Origin of the sequence: Streptomyces sp. NPDC017529 (assembly GCF_044329785.1) — a bacterium.
Taxonomy (GTDB): Bacteria; Actinomycetota; Actinomycetes; order Streptomycetales; family Streptomycetaceae; genus Streptomyces.
Window position 1 is genome coordinate 61,620 of record NZ_JBIRJY010000025.1, and the last position, 15,623, is coordinate 77,242.

18 protein-coding genes are annotated in these 15,623 nt (G+C 64.7%); 15 read left to right on the top strand and 3 right to left on the bottom strand.

Going from position 1 to position 15,623, the window contains the following annotated elements; translation table 11 throughout:
• Positions 1-329: 329 nt before the first annotated feature.
• Positions 330-539: a hypothetical protein gene (locus ACH4K4_RS34695; protein ID WP_398173126.1), complete on the bottom strand. Its 210-nt coding sequence runs from the start codon at positions 537-539 to the stop codon at positions 330-332.
• A 241-nt stretch (positions 540-780) separates the two neighbouring features.
• Between ACH4K4_RS34695 and ACH4K4_RS34700 the strand changes: the two genes are divergently transcribed.
• From ACH4K4_RS34700 to ACH4K4_RS34715, 4 genes are all read left to right on the top strand, one after another.
• Positions 781-1,545, top strand: a complete 765-nt coding sequence (locus ACH4K4_RS34700) for a response regulator (protein WP_398173128.1) — start codon at positions 781-783, stop codon at positions 1,543-1,545.
• 135 nt (positions 1,546-1,680) lie between these two features.
• On the top strand, positions 1,681-1,878 hold the full coding sequence (locus ACH4K4_RS34705; protein ID WP_150249871.1) for a hypothetical protein: 198 nt from the start codon (positions 1,681-1,683) through the stop codon (positions 1,876-1,878).
• Positions 1,879-1,944: 66 nt separating this feature from the next.
• On the top strand, positions 1,945-4,089 hold the full coding sequence (locus tag ACH4K4_RS34710) for a peptidase domain-containing ABC transporter (protein ID WP_398173130.1): 2,145 nt from the start codon (positions 1,945-1,947) through the stop codon (positions 4,087-4,089).
• Positions 4,076-5,386, top strand: a complete 1,311-nt coding sequence (locus tag ACH4K4_RS34715; protein WP_398173132.1) for a glycosyltransferase — start codon at positions 4,076-4,078, stop codon at positions 5,384-5,386. The genes ACH4K4_RS34710 and ACH4K4_RS34715 overlap by 14 nt, the downstream gene beginning before the upstream one ends.
• A 467-nt stretch (positions 5,387-5,853) precedes the next feature.
• On the opposite strand, the gene ACH4K4_RS34720 is transcribed toward ACH4K4_RS34715, so the two are convergent.
• Entirely contained in the window at positions 5,854-7,482 is a 1,629-nt protein-coding gene (locus tag ACH4K4_RS34720; RefSeq protein ID WP_398173134.1) for a tyrosine-type recombinase/integrase, read from the bottom strand.
• 174 nt (positions 7,483-7,656) lie between these two features.
• Here ACH4K4_RS34720 and ACH4K4_RS34725 point away from each other — a divergent pair, with 174 nt between their 5' ends.
• The 3 genes from ACH4K4_RS34725 (at position 7,657) to ACH4K4_RS34735 (ending at position 10,085) form a co-directional block, all read left to right on the top strand.
• Positions 7,657-7,848 (top strand): DNA-binding protein, encoded by a 192-nt coding sequence (locus ACH4K4_RS34725; protein ID WP_398173136.1) that lies wholly within the window; start codon positions 7,657-7,659, stop codon positions 7,846-7,848.
• Positions 7,849-8,138: 290 nt separating this feature from the next.
• Positions 8,139-9,077, top strand: a complete 939-nt coding sequence (locus ACH4K4_RS34730; RefSeq protein ID WP_398173138.1) for a recombinase zinc beta ribbon domain-containing protein — start codon at positions 8,139-8,141, stop codon at positions 9,075-9,077.
• Positions 9,078-9,200: 123 nt separating this feature from the next.
• Positions 9,201-10,085, top strand: a complete 885-nt coding sequence (locus ACH4K4_RS34735) for an MBL fold metallo-hydrolase (RefSeq protein ID WP_398173140.1) — start codon at positions 9,201-9,203, stop codon at positions 10,083-10,085.
• Here ACH4K4_RS34735 and ACH4K4_RS34740 read toward each other — a convergent pair.
• Positions 10,067-10,996, bottom strand: a complete 930-nt coding sequence (locus ACH4K4_RS34740; RefSeq protein ID WP_398173142.1) for a helix-turn-helix domain-containing protein — start codon at positions 10,994-10,996, stop codon at positions 10,067-10,069. The genes ACH4K4_RS34735 and ACH4K4_RS34740 overlap by 19 nt on opposite strands.
• Positions 10,997-11,211: 215 nt before the next feature.
• Between ACH4K4_RS34740 and ACH4K4_RS34745 the strand changes: the two genes are divergently transcribed.
• The 8 genes from ACH4K4_RS34745 to ACH4K4_RS34780 all read left to right on the top strand — a co-directional run bounded on the left by ACH4K4_RS34745 (position 11,212) and on the right by ACH4K4_RS34780 (position 15,577).
• Positions 11,212-11,916 carry a beta-ketoacyl-ACP reductase gene (locus ACH4K4_RS34745; RefSeq protein WP_398173144.1) on the top strand — a complete coding sequence of 235 codons (705 nt, stop codon included), beginning with the start codon at positions 11,212-11,214 and terminating at the stop codon, positions 11,914-11,916.
• Between the two features lie 683 nt (positions 11,917-12,599).
• A complete protein-coding gene (locus ACH4K4_RS34750) occupies positions 12,600-13,538 on the top strand; it encodes a ParB/RepB/Spo0J family partition protein (protein ID WP_398173146.1) in 939 nt (312 codons plus the stop codon).
• Between the two features lie 67 nt (positions 13,539-13,605).
• Complete coding sequence (locus ACH4K4_RS34755; RefSeq protein ID WP_398173148.1) at positions 13,606-13,839, top strand: hypothetical protein; 234 nt, start codon at positions 13,606-13,608, stop codon at positions 13,837-13,839.
• A gap of 146 nt (positions 13,840-13,985) precedes the next feature.
• Positions 13,986-14,228 carry a hypothetical protein gene (locus ACH4K4_RS34760; RefSeq protein ID WP_398173150.1) on the top strand — a complete coding sequence of 81 codons (243 nt, stop codon included), beginning with the start codon at positions 13,986-13,988 and terminating at the stop codon, positions 14,226-14,228.
• A 36-nt stretch (positions 14,229-14,264) separates the two neighbouring features.
• Positions 14,265-14,540 carry a hypothetical protein gene (locus ACH4K4_RS34765; RefSeq protein WP_398173152.1) on the top strand — a complete coding sequence of 92 codons (276 nt, stop codon included), beginning with the start codon at positions 14,265-14,267 and terminating at the stop codon, positions 14,538-14,540.
• Positions 14,537-14,737: a hypothetical protein gene (locus ACH4K4_RS34770; RefSeq protein ID WP_398173154.1), complete on the top strand. Its 201-nt coding sequence runs from the start codon at positions 14,537-14,539 to the stop codon at positions 14,735-14,737. The genes ACH4K4_RS34765 and ACH4K4_RS34770 overlap by 4 nt, the downstream gene beginning before the upstream one ends.
• 211 nt (positions 14,738-14,948) lie before the next feature.
• On the top strand, positions 14,949-15,206 hold the full coding sequence (locus tag ACH4K4_RS34775) for a hypothetical protein (protein WP_398173156.1): 258 nt from the start codon (positions 14,949-14,951) through the stop codon (positions 15,204-15,206).
• Complete coding sequence (locus ACH4K4_RS34780) at positions 15,203-15,577, top strand: VRR-NUC domain-containing protein (protein ID WP_398173158.1); 375 nt, start codon at positions 15,203-15,205, stop codon at positions 15,575-15,577. Before ACH4K4_RS34775 ends, ACH4K4_RS34780 begins: the two co-directional genes overlap by 4 nt.
• Positions 15,578-15,623: the final 46 nt, after the last annotated feature.

The window sequence follows — 15,623 nt, forward strand, 5'->3', positions numbered from 1 at the left end:
CAGGCGCAAAGCGCGAGGCGCAAACCGTCACCTCTCGACCTCCCGACATCACCGGGCCCGCTGTCTGCGCACGGGCCGTCGAGGCGGAAACGGAAGGGTTGAGGGGCATGCCGACCAACCGCGAAGGAGAGAGCCGGCCTTCTCCCGCATCGACGCGGGTCGGCACAGACTGGCGCAGACCGGCGCAGATTGATACGGATCGGCGCGGATCGATGCGAATCGGCGCGGAATGGTGCGGGTCGGGGCGGTTCGATGCGGCGAGCCCTCCGTAGAGACCCTTACCGCACACATGACTACGAACTTGGCAAAGTAGCGAGCGTCTGGTCAGCTCACGTCACGTCAATCCACCCTGTCGACGACACGGTGGTGTTCGCTATCCCCCGGTAGGCCCGCCGCTTCCACAGCGTGCTTCCTTCGCCGTACTCCGGCAGCGCCGCTCGCGCTTCGTCCTCGCTGTCGAAGACGTACTCCTTGCCGCCGGCCGTCCGGATCTTCCACTCATCCATCGGCATGCCGGCAAGTCCCGGACCCATCACCACGTTTGGCCTCCTTCTGATTGCCCAGCGCACGGCACTGAGGGCTTCGACGGATACCGAAAACCCTACAGGGGTGACGCGTCGAGAAGTCCCCGCCGACTGGTGGGCACCCCCGCCGATCGGCGGGGGTGCATTAAATTGACCAGAAATTTAATAAAACATTCAACCGCGCGCTTGGGGATCTGTTTACCTGCTCCCGCATAAAATGGCAGAGACCTTAGCAAAACTGACACGGGGAGAAAACATGACGGGCGCCAGAGGCCAGACATGCCCAGATTCCTTGCGGACTCTCATCGTCGATGACGAGCCACTGATGCGGCTGAGTCTCCAAAATTTCTTGGACGCATCCGATGGTATAGACGTCGTGGAAACATCCTCGGGGCCCGAAGCGCTCGCAGCTGTGGCGGCACACCGCCCCGATGTCGTGCTCCTGGACATAGAGATGCAGGGCCTTGACGGTATGTGCGTACTGCGTCAGATTGCATCGGTCAAAAATTCCCCGAAAATTATTGTGCTCACGAAAACCCGCAAAGAAGATGACGTGTCTCTCGCTCTCTTCCTCGGAGCGACGGGTTATCTTTTGAAAGACACCGCTCCGGAACAACTGGTCCAAGACATCCGGAGCCTCACCGCAGAGCGACGACCCCTGGCATCACCGGTCGCGACTGCCGTCATCAACGGGTACCTCGCGCGCTGCCGAACCAACGAGGCAGCCGCGATGGTCGGGATTCTGTCGCCGCGGGAACGTTATGCGCTGTCCCTCCTGGGCAGGGGACTGACCAACTTGCAGATAGCCCGTCGTATGGGTGTCGCACCGAGTACCGCCAAGGATCACGTCAGTGCGCTGCTCGCCAAACTCGGCAACCTCAACCGCGTGCAAGCGGCGGTCATAGCAGATAGGGCAGGTATCACCGCCTGGTCTCCCGACCGCGACGCACATCAAGCGGTTGAGCCCGTACGTAAGCAACGGCCGGTTCCGGCGACCGCGACGAATCTTGCGTACGTATAAGCCCTCCGCAGCCGGGCGGCAACCCCGCCGAACGGCGGGTGTGGCCACCACAGTACGGATTGCAGCACCCTCCGGCCAGAGCAGATGATCTTGTCGTTCAGAAATTCCAACTGCTCCGGAAGGAACTGAGAGACAATGAGTCTTGCCCAGCTGCGTTCCATGAACTTTCCCGCGCTCAGCGAGGTTGAGGGTCAGCAGGCAGACGGTGAGGGTCGTCGCCTGAGCAAGGCGCAGTGCGCCGAGCTCTACGCGCTGAGCTTCACCAGCGTGGTCATTTCGTGCGGCGGCACCCCCACGGACTACCTGAAGATGTACAACCAGTTCTGCCGCTAGCACTTTTTGATTCGGCCCTGGCTTCCGCGGAAGCCAGGGCCGAACCTGTGGGCGAAAGGTAGGGAAATGAAGAAGTTCCGACGATTTCATACGAGCCAAACGGGCGATACGGACTGCGGGCCGGCGTGCGTCAGGACGGTCCTCAGGCGCCACGGCAAACTGATCGACGTGGCAGTCCTCAGCGAGTCGGTTGGCCTTGGGCGTCGGGGCTCCTCTTTGCTGCGCCTGCAGCACGTCTTGGCTGACTACGGAATCGACTCCGAGCTTTTCCGGCTGGACATCGGGCAACTCGCCCAGGCCGTGCATACGGCCGGACCGGCCATCGTACGAGTACAGGTCATGAGCCAACCGCACTTCGTGGTGGTCCACGCCGAACACGATGGACACTTCGCGATAAGTGACCCGCTGCTGTCGGCGCCCACAAAAATGAGTGCGGACGCCCTGGCAGAGATATTCACCGGACACGCGCTCGTCACGGATACGCCTGCTGCCGGGCTGAGCCTGCGCAGCAGGTTGAGCGAACTCCGTTCGCAGCGAGTCGTATGGCCGCTGGTCCGCAGCCGGTGGCCTGCCCTGACCGCGATTCTCGCACTCACCGCGCTGGTCTCGGGAGCTTCGCTGCTGACCAGCATTTTTCTTCAAGTAGCGGTTGACCGTGTCGTGCGTGATGCTTCCATGCATTCGATCAACTTGCTGACGGCCACAGTTGCAGGAATTCTTGTCCTGGTCGGCGTCGCTCAATATGCGCGCGGCCGGCTCGCGGTCTCTCTGGGCCAGGCTCTGCAGCGCCAACTTTCCGAGACCTACGTCCGCAAGTTGTTGCGGTTGCCGACGGCCTTCCACAACAACCGGCGAGTCGGCGACCTGGTGAGTCGTCTCGATGACGTACAGGAGATCCAGGCGCTCGTTTCCACCTCCACGGTTCAGGCCTCGATGGACGTCGGGGTGGTGCTGGGGGTGGGCGCGTACCTGGCCCTGACCAATAAGTACGTCCTCGCCGTTCTGCTCCTGTCTGCGGCAGCGAATGTTCTCACCTCGCGACTGCTGTTCTCGCCCATCAGGACAGCTTCCGAGGAAGCTCTACAGCGAGATGCCACTCTCAAAGCGGAGCTGTTCAACCTCGTACATCACTACGAACAAGTGGTCTCCTACGCCAAGCGAGATTTCGCGCTGGGCAGGATTCGCGAACGCCTGGAACGCAGAATCTCCGCCGAGACCCGCTTGGGAAGGCTCGGCAACCTGGGCTCCGTAGTGATGACCGTCAACCTGGGCCTCACCACAGTGCTCACCACTTGGGTGTGCCTCAGGCTCGCTCTCTCCGGGATACTGACAGTCGGACAGATTTTCGCCTCGGTTTCTCTGGCCGGCTACTTCCTGTCGTCTGCAAACTCGATCGCCGCTCTCCAAGTAACACTCCAGCGCCTCTTCGCCGCCGTTGGCCGTTATCGCGAAATCATCAATCAGAACGAGGACCCTCGCCTGGCGCCGGCCGAGCCCTCAACCACGGAAACTCCGCTCAGCGCCGAGCCCACGCACATCGAGGTGGGCGGCTTGAGCGTCACTTACCCGACCTCCTCGCGTCCGGCGGTGAAGGAACTCCAACTCTCCATCGAACCGGCTTCCACGACGCTGATCGTCGGCGCCAACGGCCAAGGGAAAAGCACAGCCCTCAAGGCAATCGCAGGCTTCTTCTCCGAATACCACGGAACCGTCACGGTCAACGGCCGGGACAGCAGGCAGCTACGGGAGAACGAACTCAGGGACCGCGTGCTCTACCTCAGCGACAGCCCACTGCTGATCACAGCCACCCTCCGGGAGAACCTGACCCTGGGCAGGCCGGCAGAGGACGAAGCCATCGAACTGGCCTGCAAAATCGCGTGCTTCGACGAGGTGATACGCGATCTACCGGGCGGTCTGTCTTGGGGAGTGCGAGAGGACGGAAGCGGCCTCTCCCGCGGACAGATGCAACGCCTGGCATTGGCCAGAGCAGTGCTGCACGCTCCGGACGTCTACCTGCTTGACGAAGCGTTCAGCGGAATCGACCGAGGCACTGTGCACAGGATCTGGAGCAACCTCGCTTCGCTTCCCGCTTCGAAGGTAGTGGTGTCCCATACAGATGCCGCCGACCTCACCTTCGACCACATCGTCCAGATCGGCAGCCCTGCCCAGAACTCGATAGTCATGGAAGGCGCCGGCAATGCGCTTCGCTGAAGTATTGGTCGCGTCTCATAGCCGTGACACCACAACGACTCCTTGGGACGAGGACCTGCGCCTCGTCTACGACGTCTCTCCCCGCCTGGCGGACGTACCCGCCACCGGCTTCCCACCCTCTTCCTCGGCGGTGCCGTCACCGCGCATCACCGCGGTGATACTCACCTGCGATGAGGAGGAAAGGGTCGGCCGGTGCATCGACGCCATGGCTGCCGACGTCGACGAGGTCCTCGTCATCGACTCGGGTTCCCGGGACGGCACCTTGCAAGTGGTGCGGGAATCGAGCGTTCCCACGCGCATAGTCGAGAGCCCGTGGCAAAACGACTTCGCGAGACAGCGGAACCTGGCCTTCGACCACGTAACGGACGGCTGGGTCGTCATGGTCGATGCCGACGAAGAGTTGGCACCTGCATCCGTCGGGGCGCTTCGCCGTTGCCTGGCAGTGCTGGACCTCGTGCTGCCCGACGTCGACCTGGCGGTCTGCCCCGAGATCGCGGATGTCGACGACCAAGGCGGTATTTACAGCGATCTGCCACGAGCCCTTCGAGCCAGAACGTCTCTCCGCTACAAGGGCCGGATCCACGAGCGCCCCTACGACCTAGAGGGAAACTGCCCCCTGACAGCCCGCGCCTCTGTCCGCTTCACACACTACGGCTACCAACCAGAGGTGATCGAGGCCAAGAAGAAGCTCCAACGGCACAACAATCTCCTCGAACTGTGCCGCGAAGACGAGCCCCACAACCCCAAGTGGACCTATTACCACGCTCGGGAACAGCTGGTCGAAGACCTCACTCCGGCACACGCACGCGAACTATTCGACCTGCTCTCGGAATCCCTGACGCACTGCCCACCCGACGCTTCGGACTACGTCGCAGAGCGGCTGCAAGACAGCTGGGCCTTGCTCTGCGAACTCGCCCTTCGCTTCGGCGGCGCCAACGAGATCAGCCACTGTGCGGGGCTGCTCCGCAGCGTCGACCGGCATGTCGAGGCCACGTACTTCGAAACGGTAGTAGCCGCGAGCCAGACGCTGAGCCGTCTCTCACAGCTGGCGGACTCGGCGGCTGCTGCTTCAGCGAAAGACGGCAGGTCCACACCTCGGGACGCAGGCCGCCTACACGAGCTGTACGGCTTGCTGGCACTCGCGAGCGGCCGCTACGACGAGGCTCGCACCGCCCTCGACCAGGCACAGGCACGGGGCGCGGGCACACGCCTGTCCGCCGAGATCGCCAGCTTGCGAACAATGCTCTCCCACCTCGACGCCGACCCCACACAGGTGCCGACGAAGCAGGTTCCATAGACACAGGGCACCCCGCCCCACCACAGCAAAAAGCCCCAGGCCACCACCGGTGACCTGGGGCTTCCTCTCTCTGAGCCCCCTGTCGGATTCGAACCGACGACCTACGCTTTACAAGAGCCTTCCGGGTGGGAATCGAGCCGGATAAGCAGCGGTTCGGAGCGATCCCCAACCCGCCCTCCAGCAGCGGTAGAACACCACCTGGAGGGACGTTGCTCCAGCTCAGGGGCCTCTCAGCAGATGCCTGCGGAGCCTGCTCTGCCACAGCCCCTTCATCGGTTTTCCTCATTTTTCCCTGCCTGTCCCCGGCCTTCTGTCCACGTTCTGTCCACGGACAGCCCCCGACCGCCTCTCCTTCTGGAAACCGGCCCGACGCCAGAAAGCGAACAGGGGTTCCCGCAGGTCAGCGCCGCCATGACATCTGCTTGTCCAACGCTTCACATTCGCGCTCGCCAGGCATAACCACGCCCTCACGCTGACATCACCTGGCAGGGGGCGGAGCGACCGTCACCCCCGTCCTGGCCGCCTCCGCCGGTCCCAGGCTCTTCTGGTTCTGCGGCCGAGATGACGAGGGTCAGCTTCGGGGCAGTTCCGTCCTCCGTCGCGTTGGCTCGCGGTACGAGGGTGACTGGTGCGTTCGCCGCTGCCTGGTCGAACTGCGGCATGAGCGAGGTGTAGGTGTCGGCGGTGAGGGAGTAGTTGCTGTGGCCGAGGAGAGCTTGGATGGCCTTCATGGACAGGCCGGCCGCGAGGCTCAGCGACGCGGCGCAGTGGCGGAGGTCGTGGAGACGGATCGGAGGAAGGTCGAGCCTTTTGACCAGGCGGTCGAAGGCTTGCGAGACGTTGTCCGGGTTGTGGGGGCTTCCGTCCTCGGTGGTGAACACGCGGCCTGAGTTGATGTAGGGGCCGTACTTTTCGGGTTCGGCCAGGTGCTTTGCTTCCCAGGCTTCGCGCTCGGTCCTCTGTGCCTGGCGTACGGCTCGGAGCAGTGCGCGGGTCACGTCGTCCAAGGTGACGGTGCGGCGTCCGCTGCGGCTCTTGGGGGTGTCTTCCCAGACTTCGCTGTAGGTGCGGCCCTTGACCAGTTGCTCGACGACCTTGATCGTTCCGGCTTCCAGGTCTGTTTCTGTCCAGGGGAGGCCGACGGTTTCGCCGCGTCGTGTCGCTCTGAAGACCGCGAGGTGCCACATGGGGTACATGCGGTGCCCGGTTGCGCCGTCGAGGAACTGTCCGGTCTGTTGTGGAGTCCAGACCATGACGGGGCCGGGGATTTCTCCTGTTTCGCGCCAGCGGGCGACACGTTCGTCCGTCCAGACGAGAGCTTCAGGGCGCTCGTACTTGGGGAGGACGACGCCTTTGGTGAAGTTCTCCGTGATCAGCTTTTCGGCGACTGCGGCGTCGAGTGCGGCAGAGAGGGTGTCTTTGAACTTCTTCTGTGTGCCCGGGCCTGTCTCTCTGCGGGGCTTCTGGCGTGCCTCGCGAAGTGCTGCTTTGGCCTCGTCCCATCGCTGGCGCAGGTGTGGTGGGCGGGGCTTGGGCGCGGACTTCCATGCCCGGTGGGCGTCGTCGCATTCGGCTTTGGCCTGCTGGGCTGCGAGCCGGTTGGCTGCCTTGGTTTCGTTGTGGGCCCAGATTTCTTCGAACATCTCCTGGATGTGGCGCTTACGCAGTTGGCGCAGGGGGAGGTGGCCGAGGGCGGGTATGAAGATCCGTTCGACGTAGTCCTCGTAGTCCTTGCGGGTGCTGCGTTTGAGGTCGACGCGCTGGCGCAGCCAGCGGCGCAGGTACTGAGCGAGCGTCTCCTTGGAGTCGATGTCGACGCCGCCCTGGGCCTCGTCCCAGAGCTTCTGTGCCGCTTCCTTCGCGTCGGTCTGGGTTCGGAAGCCGCTCTTGCGGGGCCGGCGTCGTTCGCCGCGCGGGCCGTCGGGGAGGTTGAGGTAGTAGGCCCAGGAGCCGTGGTCCCGTTTTTTCAGGTCTGGGCAAGCCGAGCCGATCTCGCGGCGCTTGGGTTTGCCGTCGGGCCTGAGCACCGGTCGGCCGGCGTCGTCGAGTACCGGCTCCGTGCACGAGCATCGCTTGTAGGTGGTTCCGTCGAACACGCAGGCTCCTGTTTAAGCTGGGGTTTCCTTGCGTGTCCTGATCTTTCTGTAGCGGAGTTCGGGCTTCCTTGGGTCTCGTATGCTTCCGGTCAGGTGGCGCGGGGATGAAGGATTTGACCACCTATGACCACATCTGCGATTGGTTCTGTTGCACCCTCCTCTGAGCGTGGGGACATGTCCGTGGAGGAGGTTCTGGCACTTCCGCTTGCGATCAGCGTGGCAACGGCTGCGCGTGCTTTCAAGATCGGGGCGGACAAGGCGTACCGACTGATCGAGCAGGGCCGGTTCCCAGCGAAGCTGATTCCGCTGGGCGATACGACGAAGGTGGCGACGGCGTCCGTCTGGGAGGCCCTTGGACTGCGCTAGCCGATCTTTTGCTGCGGCCTGTTTGCCGAAGAGCCGCCCACCTCCCGCCTCCTTAGGGTCGCTACGCGGCGATTCGCCCGAGCCTTCCGTAGCCCCAGGCAACCAACTAGCCAGGGGTGAGGGAGGTCACTTTTCGATGTCGTGTTCGATCACCATGTTTGACCTGCGTAAATACTCAGCGGCGTCAAGTGAACGGAGAGCCCTCCTATGACAGCCGAGTACATTGGCCTATTAAGGAGCTAAGGGGCCGCTATGGGCAAGGCGGTCGCACTCCCGATGGATGGAGATTCATGGCACGGCTATCGGGTTACGTGCGTCCTGGAGAGCTGCACCAGCAGGAGGCCCAGGGCTTGCGTGAGGGTGCTTCACGACTGCTCTTGAACGAGCCCGTAGGCGCGGTCGTGCGCCAGCTCGCCGACAAGGGTTACACCAACGCGCGCGGGAACCCCTGGGCTGCCGAGGCATTCGTGCGAGCCATCCTCAACCCGCTCATGGCGGGCCTCGACAAGAACGGCGAGCCCATCGAGGACTTCGGGGAAACGGTCCTCACACCGGACGAGCACCAAAGACTGAACGCACTGTTCGCTAAGCGCCGCGGCGAGCAGACTCCGCCTCGCGAACCGTTCGACTACCTGCTCACCAGCGGCTTGTCCGAGTGTGGTCGGTGTGCCTTCCACATGCAGGGGGCACGGGTGAACGGCGACGCAGACCCCGGCTACCGGTGCCCGCCCCCCAAGGAGGGCCGCGCTTCGTGTGGTGGCGTCCGCATGAACGCCAGCCGCCTGGAGGACGCCGTAGCCGAGCAGGTCCTCGCTGATGTTCTGCGCCCGGGAAGCCACGAGCGGCTGCTTGAAGTCCAGGAGGACGTCAGGGCCGAAGCAAGACGTCTGCGCGAGCATGTCGACGGGGCCGAGGAGCGGTTCAAGGAACTGGGCGGCCTGTACGGGCGTGGCCTGTTGGTGCGCTCGGCGTTCCTGGCCGCGCAGAAGGCCACCAAGGAGGATCTGCGGCAGGCTCGGGCCCGGCTTCGGTTCCTGGAGCAGATCGCGGACGTGCCGATCTCCGGCGTTACCGATTTCGTCGCGTGGTGGAGGACTGCTCCGCGGGCCTCTCAGCGAGCTCTCATCGCCTTGGAGGTTTCCAAGGTGCGTGTCATGCCGTCAGGTGGTGGGCGGCACGCCGATCCGCACGAGCGGATCGTTATCGACTGGCGTTCCCCCGCCAACTGATCTTCTTTCCGTGCGCCTCGCCGGCTGGGGCGCACCGCTATGTCTGTCGCCCTGCCCAGCAAGTTGGAGCCTGCTTTGTCGTCCCCTTCCCTCGTTCCGCTGTCGTCCACCACGTGGGCGTGGATGCACAACAGCACCGCCTGGGGCTACAGCAACTGCGGGCTCGTCGCCTCTGATGGGCAAGCCCTGCTGGTGGACACCCAGTTCACGTTGGCCGGCATGCGTCTGCTGTTGGACGCAGTCGAGGCGGCCGTGCCCGGAGCGGAGATCACTACTGTGGTGAATTCGCACCAGAACGGGGACCACACGTGGGGCAACCAGCTCCTGCCGGACGCCGAGATCATCACGTCGGCTGCGTCGGCCGAGCATGTGTGCAAGGAGATCAGCCCGGAGCAGATGATGCTGCTCGGCCGGGCGGCTCCGACGTCTGCGGTCACCGCGTACGCCGCTGAGCACATCGGCGGGTTCGACTTCAGCGGGATCACCGTGACTGGTGCGACGCGTACGTTCACCGGCACGCTGGAGCTGGAGGTTGGCGGGGCGGCGGTCGAACTCATCGATCTCGGCCCCGCACACAGTGAAGGTGACGTGGCCGTGCATGTCCCCGAGGATGAAGTGGTCTTCACCGGCGATACGTTGTTCATCGGTGCCCACATGATTGTGTGGTCCGATTCCCTCAGCGCGTGCATCGCGGTTTGCGATCGGCTACTGAGTACGGGCGCCACAACGTTCGTACCGGGCCACGGTGAAATCACCGGCCGGGCAGGCGTGGTCGCCTTTCGCGACGGCCTCGCCCGTGTCCATGAAGACGCCACTTCCTACGCTTCGAGCGGCGTCGAGTTGTCCGACGCGGCCCGCCTGATCAAGGGGGCCCACGCCGGCGATCTCGCGCATACTGAGCGGCTTTTCACTGCTGTTGCCGCTGCGTACAAGGAAGCAGGCGTAGAAGGTGGCCCTTCCACGACGATGGGGCTCGTTGAGGGAATGGCTCAGCTCGCGGGGGAGTAGTCGGGCGACATGATGAACATCATGCGCTGGCTACGGTCGCTGAGCGGTGCGAAGCAACGGAAGATCACCTCGAATTCCTCTTCACCGCGGTTCGGTAGGTACATCCAACGCCGGTGTCCGTCTGGGTGGGTGACGCTCGTGAGGTCGTCAGTAAGGAGCCGGGCTGCGACCTTGTCGCGCTTTTTGATGTCGGCTACGACTTCGGCGAGCCTGCGGTTCTCCGGCTGGGACTCGTGTACGAGGCGCAGTTGGGACGCCATGGGCTTGGCCCAGGACTCTTCCCAATCGATCAGCTGCAGCCGGGCTTCGGGGTAGGTCAGACACCAGGTCATGATGTTGATGCCGTACTTGACCCAGGGCCAATTCTGGACGCACAGGTCGTTGTACTTGAGCATGTCCCACGACGCGTCAGATATGTACGCGGGCCAGGGCTGTCCCTGAATTACTGCGGTTGTCGAGGGGTCGATGACTGCGGCCGGGCGGTAGAGGGGCGGCGGCTCTTGCCCCTTTGCGTACACGAACAGGGTGTATCGCTTGGCTTCGTTGAGGTCGAGGATGCGCACGATGCGCTCCAGCCAATCCGTTTTCGGGTTCGCGATGCCGCCGGCTTCCAGGCGCCTGTACCAGCTCTCCGTCACACCAGTGAGCACTGCCATTTCGGCTTGTGTGAGGCCGGGCTTGTTTCGCGGCCCGAACTTGGCGGTGAAGCCGGGGACGAGGTTGGGGTCCATCTTGGCGCGCCACTCTCGGAGAAAATCGCCTACGCGGTGCCTATTGGACATTGGGGCGTTACCCCTCCTTGACGGTAAAAGTATCGGAAAGACGCCGATGACCTTAACGCCCCCTTGACGCTCCTTCGCAAGTGCCTCCATGATCATCTTTTCACCCGCGACCCATCCAAAATGGGACATTAACCACCTTTCCCCCGCTTCAACAGTTTGTCAACTACCGCTACATTTCGTACCGGTCACCCTGAGTAGCCGGAAACGTTCAAAAGCGAGCGTTCCGTTTGTGCGAGGGTTGCTGCACCGCAGGAGGTCGTCCGGTCGCCGGGCACCGGCCCCGCGGGCGTTCTGCCACGGCAAACGGCAGAGCTGAGCACCAGAGCACCAACTGAGAGGTACCCATGAGCCGCAGCGTCTTCATCACCGGTGGTAACCGAGGCATCGGACTGGCGATCGCAGAGGCCATGGCCGCCAACGGTGACAGGGTCGCCGTCACCTACCGGTCGGGCGAACCGCCCGCCGGCGTCCTGGGCGTCAAGTGCGACATCACCGACCCGGAACAGGTCGAGGCGGCATTCCGGCAAATCGAAGAGGCGCACGGCCCGGTCGAGGTGCTGGTGGCCAACGCGGGCATCACCCGCGACACCCTGCTGATGCGCATGTCCGAGGACGACTTCAGCGACGTCATCGGCACCAACCTCACCGCCGCCTACCGCCTGGCCAAGCGCGCCACCCGCGGCATGTTGCGCGCCCGCAAGGGCCGCATGATCTTCATCGGCTCGACCGTCGGCCTGCGCGGCGAAGCGGGCCAGGCGAACTACGCGGCAGCCAAGGCCGGACTGGTCGGATTTTCTCGCTCCATCGCACGTGAGCTGGGCTCGCGGGGAATCACGGCCAACGTGGTCACCCCGGGACTGACCGAGACGGACATGACCGCGGTACTGCCGCAAGAGATCAAGGACAGCATGATCAAGCAGATCCCCGCGGGCAGGGCCGCCCAGCCGGAGGAGATCGCCGCGGCGGTGCGCTTCCTTGCCAGCGATGAGGCGTCGTACATCACCGGGGCCGTCATCCCGGTCGACGGCGGCGCCGGCATGGGCCACTGAGCGGCAGCTCGGCCACATCAGCAGAGCAGCACCTACAGTCACCCGGCGCCGCGCTCGGGCTTGGTGATCGCGGACGGGGGTTGGGCGCGTCAAACGGAGGGGCAGGCGACAAGCGGCCTGACTTGGCGAGGAGTGAAGTGATCGATGAACAGCGCATCTTGGCGCTGTCGAAGCAGCCTCGGAGCGGTCGACCGGGCAGTGAAGAGCGGGGCCTTGCAGCGACTGCTCGTGTCCTGAGCTACCTGCACGGCGAGACGGGCAGGTTGGCGATGCCGATCCGCTGGAGCGCGGCCCGGTGTGTCACGGCTAGCCAGGTTGATTCGTCCAAGCAGGTGCGAGAAGGCGATCCGGCCGAGGTGTGCGGCCAGTGCCCGATCGCCCGCGAGTGTTCTACCGCCCTGGCAGCGGGTGCGCCCGTTGAGGTGCGGCGGTGGCGTGAGCGCGTAGACGGGGGTTAGGCGCTCACGTCCCGTGGCGCGGTGGAAGGAGAGCCCGTGGGGCGCCGGAAGAAACCGGCGCCCCACGGGCGCTTTGCTTCTCTCAAAGCGGCTGGACCGGTGCGATGTTGGCGCAGGCCGGAGAACATCTGGCTGCGGCTCCGCGAGTAGACACCCCCCTCGGACATAGTAGAATTTAGCTATCGGTTGAGGGAAGAACTCACCACATACCTCTTGGAGAAACCCGTGCAGCGCGTCCTGAAGATGAGCCAGGTCCACCGCAACCCCCGCCAGCCCCGCGAGCACTTCGACGAGACAGCCCTTCAGGAACTCGCCTCCTCCATCGACGAATACGGACTCATGCAGGCCATCGAGGTCCGGCCCGACGACGAGCACGGCGGTTACGAGATCGTCGCCGGCGAGCGCCGGTGGCGCGCCCATCAGATACTCAAGCGCACCAAGATCCGTGCCACCATCACGAGCGAGAAGAGTGAACTCCGTCGCTTCAAGCGGTCGGTCAGCGAGAACGTGAACCGCGAGGACATGACTCCCCTGGAGGAGGCGCGGGCCTTTCAGCGCATTCTGGACGAGGAGGAAGGCGCCACCCCGGAGTCCGTCGCCGCCGACTTCAGCAAGACCACGGCGTACGTCAAGCTCCGTCTGGCCCTGCTGGACCTGCGCGAGGACGTCGCCAAACTCGTGGAGTCCAAGACCATCGGCACCCAGGCAGCAGTGCAGATCGCAGCCCTGAGCCATGCCAACCAGGCTGCCGTGCTCGCCAAGTTCAGCCGCGGCGAACTCGCCTCGGACAACGAGATCGTCCACTTCGCCTACGCCATGCGCCAGCAGCAGGAACAGGCAGTACTGATGATCACCGAGGAGCTGACGGAAGAGCAGCGCACCGAGCGTGCAGCGACACAGAAGAAGACCCGTACGACGCTCGACAAGATCGAACAGGTCCGCGCGATGTTGGACGAGATCGGCGCAAGCGACCCACTGAAGCTCGCACAGGCCCTGGAGGGCGGCGTCGGCGCGCGCCTGGAGCAGCTGGACCGCGTAGCGGAGTCCCTGACGAAGGCCCGCTTCCAGCTCAAGCAGGCCAAGGCGCACTCCGAGGCCAAGGAACTGGTCCAGGTCAACCCGGAAGCCGTGGCGGGCGCGGAATCCCAGCCGGTTGCGGCATGACACATAGAGGGCGGGGCCGCGAGCCCCACCTCGCCCCCCTCCCCCTCTCGACCAGAAGGAGCTTCCGATGTCCGCTCACGCCGAGCGCCCACAGTGGCAGACCATGTCCAAATCCGACTTCGATGCCCGCCTTGCCAGCACGTGGACACTGGACATACCCACCGGGCCGGTGCGCATCGCGGCCGCCCCCGACGCGTCCGGAACCCCCGCCCTTTTCGGAGAGGCTGCGCCTCCTGTGCACACCGACCGCACGCGCCTCCGTGAACCGAAGGATGCCCAGGGGCAGGAGCCTCTTTTCTGAGCGGGACTCCCCCTTTCGTGCGGCCCAGTCGCGGTCGCCCTGCGCCCGTCGGGCGGTTCCGGCCGGCGGGACAGCGCACTGGACACCCCCACCAACCATAGTAGAATTAATCTAGACGAAGAGATGACCGACACCCGAAGGACCCCATGCTCGCCACACTCGCAACCATCGACTGCTACAGCACCCTTGGGGTGGAGCCCAGCGAATGCGACGAGTGCGAAGGCCGCACCGTCGTCACCTTTCTCCGCGGCCCCTACGAGGAAGTCCGCGAGTGCGAGCAGTGCCGCGGCACTGGATGGTGGCACCCCTGCCCCAACTGCTCCGACGGAACCAACCCCGCCACCGGGGACACATGCGAGATCTGCAACGGCTACAGCTCTCTCCACTAACGCGAAATAGGCCGCTACTTCTAATAGGAGCGCATCATGCGCACTGGCGACGCAATCGCCCATCACGCTCTCGCCACCGGACAGCGCACCAGCGCGACCACCGGCCCCGGCGACACTCTGCACCTGAGCTTCACCCTGGCCGATGGCACGACGCAGCACTTCACCCGTAACCGGCCGGGAGGCCCAGAAGACTGGCGGGCCGGCCTCCAAGAGAGCCAGAACGGCAACTGCACGTTCAACGAGCCCGTCTCCGCCGCGCGGGGGCGGGGCCTGGACTTGATCGCCTCACGCCTCACAGGGAGCGTCAAGTGAACGACGTACGCGCCGACTTCCGGCCACGTACCGGTGTAACCCCCATCCGCTGGAATCCGGACCAGCCGCGCCCTTTCGGGTGCGTAAACGGACACGCCGAGGACCCCATCACCGGCGAAACGCTGGTCATGGTCCGCTGGCCCGGCGCGCCGGTGGACACCCCCCACCGCCCGGCCGAGCTGGCGATTCTCGACTGACGATGAACCCGAAATAGGTCGCTGCCTTTGGTCATGTTAGATTCGTGATCGTTGTCAGGCCCGAGGCACGGCCCGCACAACAACCCGACCTCCGGACGGGCAGCGACCCCCCGCGCCCAGCCCGCCCGGAAGGCCCGTCCGATACGGGCCACCCCTCCGGCCGGGGCCCGCTCCTCCGACAGCGGGCCCCGGCCCAGCCACGGAGAACCAGATGCCTGCCGAAACCACCACCCACGACTCAGAGCTGTACGAGGCGCTGATCGCCGAGCGATACGGCCGCCCCATGAGCGAGATCCTCCAAGAACACCACCGGGCGCCCCTGCCCGAACTCCTCAAGGAACGCCACTGCCGCCCCGCGCCGCCGGTAGCGAACCGTCCGCGGCGCACCCCAGCGCCAGACCCGGACGCGGCCCGGCACCGAGCCGACCTCGAAGCGGCCATCGCCCATCGGCGGGTGAAAGCGGCGTGAGCCTCACCGAAGAACAGTTCCGCCGGCACGTACGCCAGCTCGCCGCCGCGCGCGGCTGGACGCTGGCCTACCACACCCACAACAGCCGCCGCTCCGACGCTGGCTGGCCCGACGAGGTGTACGGCCATTCCCAGACCAAACGCACGCTGTTCGCCGAGCTGAAGACGGACACCGGCCGCATCCGACCCGCCCAGCGCGAATGGCTCACTCACCTCGCAGCCTGCGGCTTCGAAACCGCCCTGTGGCGCCCCCGAGACCTCAGCCTCATCGTCGCCACCCTCGCCCCCGATGGGCCCCGAGCCCAACTCCCCGAACCATGGACAAGGAACTTCCCAATCGTGTTGTCAAGCCGCTCCCGTGACGGGAGGTGAAGCATGAAAGCGCTCTCCGTCACGGATCATCGCCCACAGGACGTTG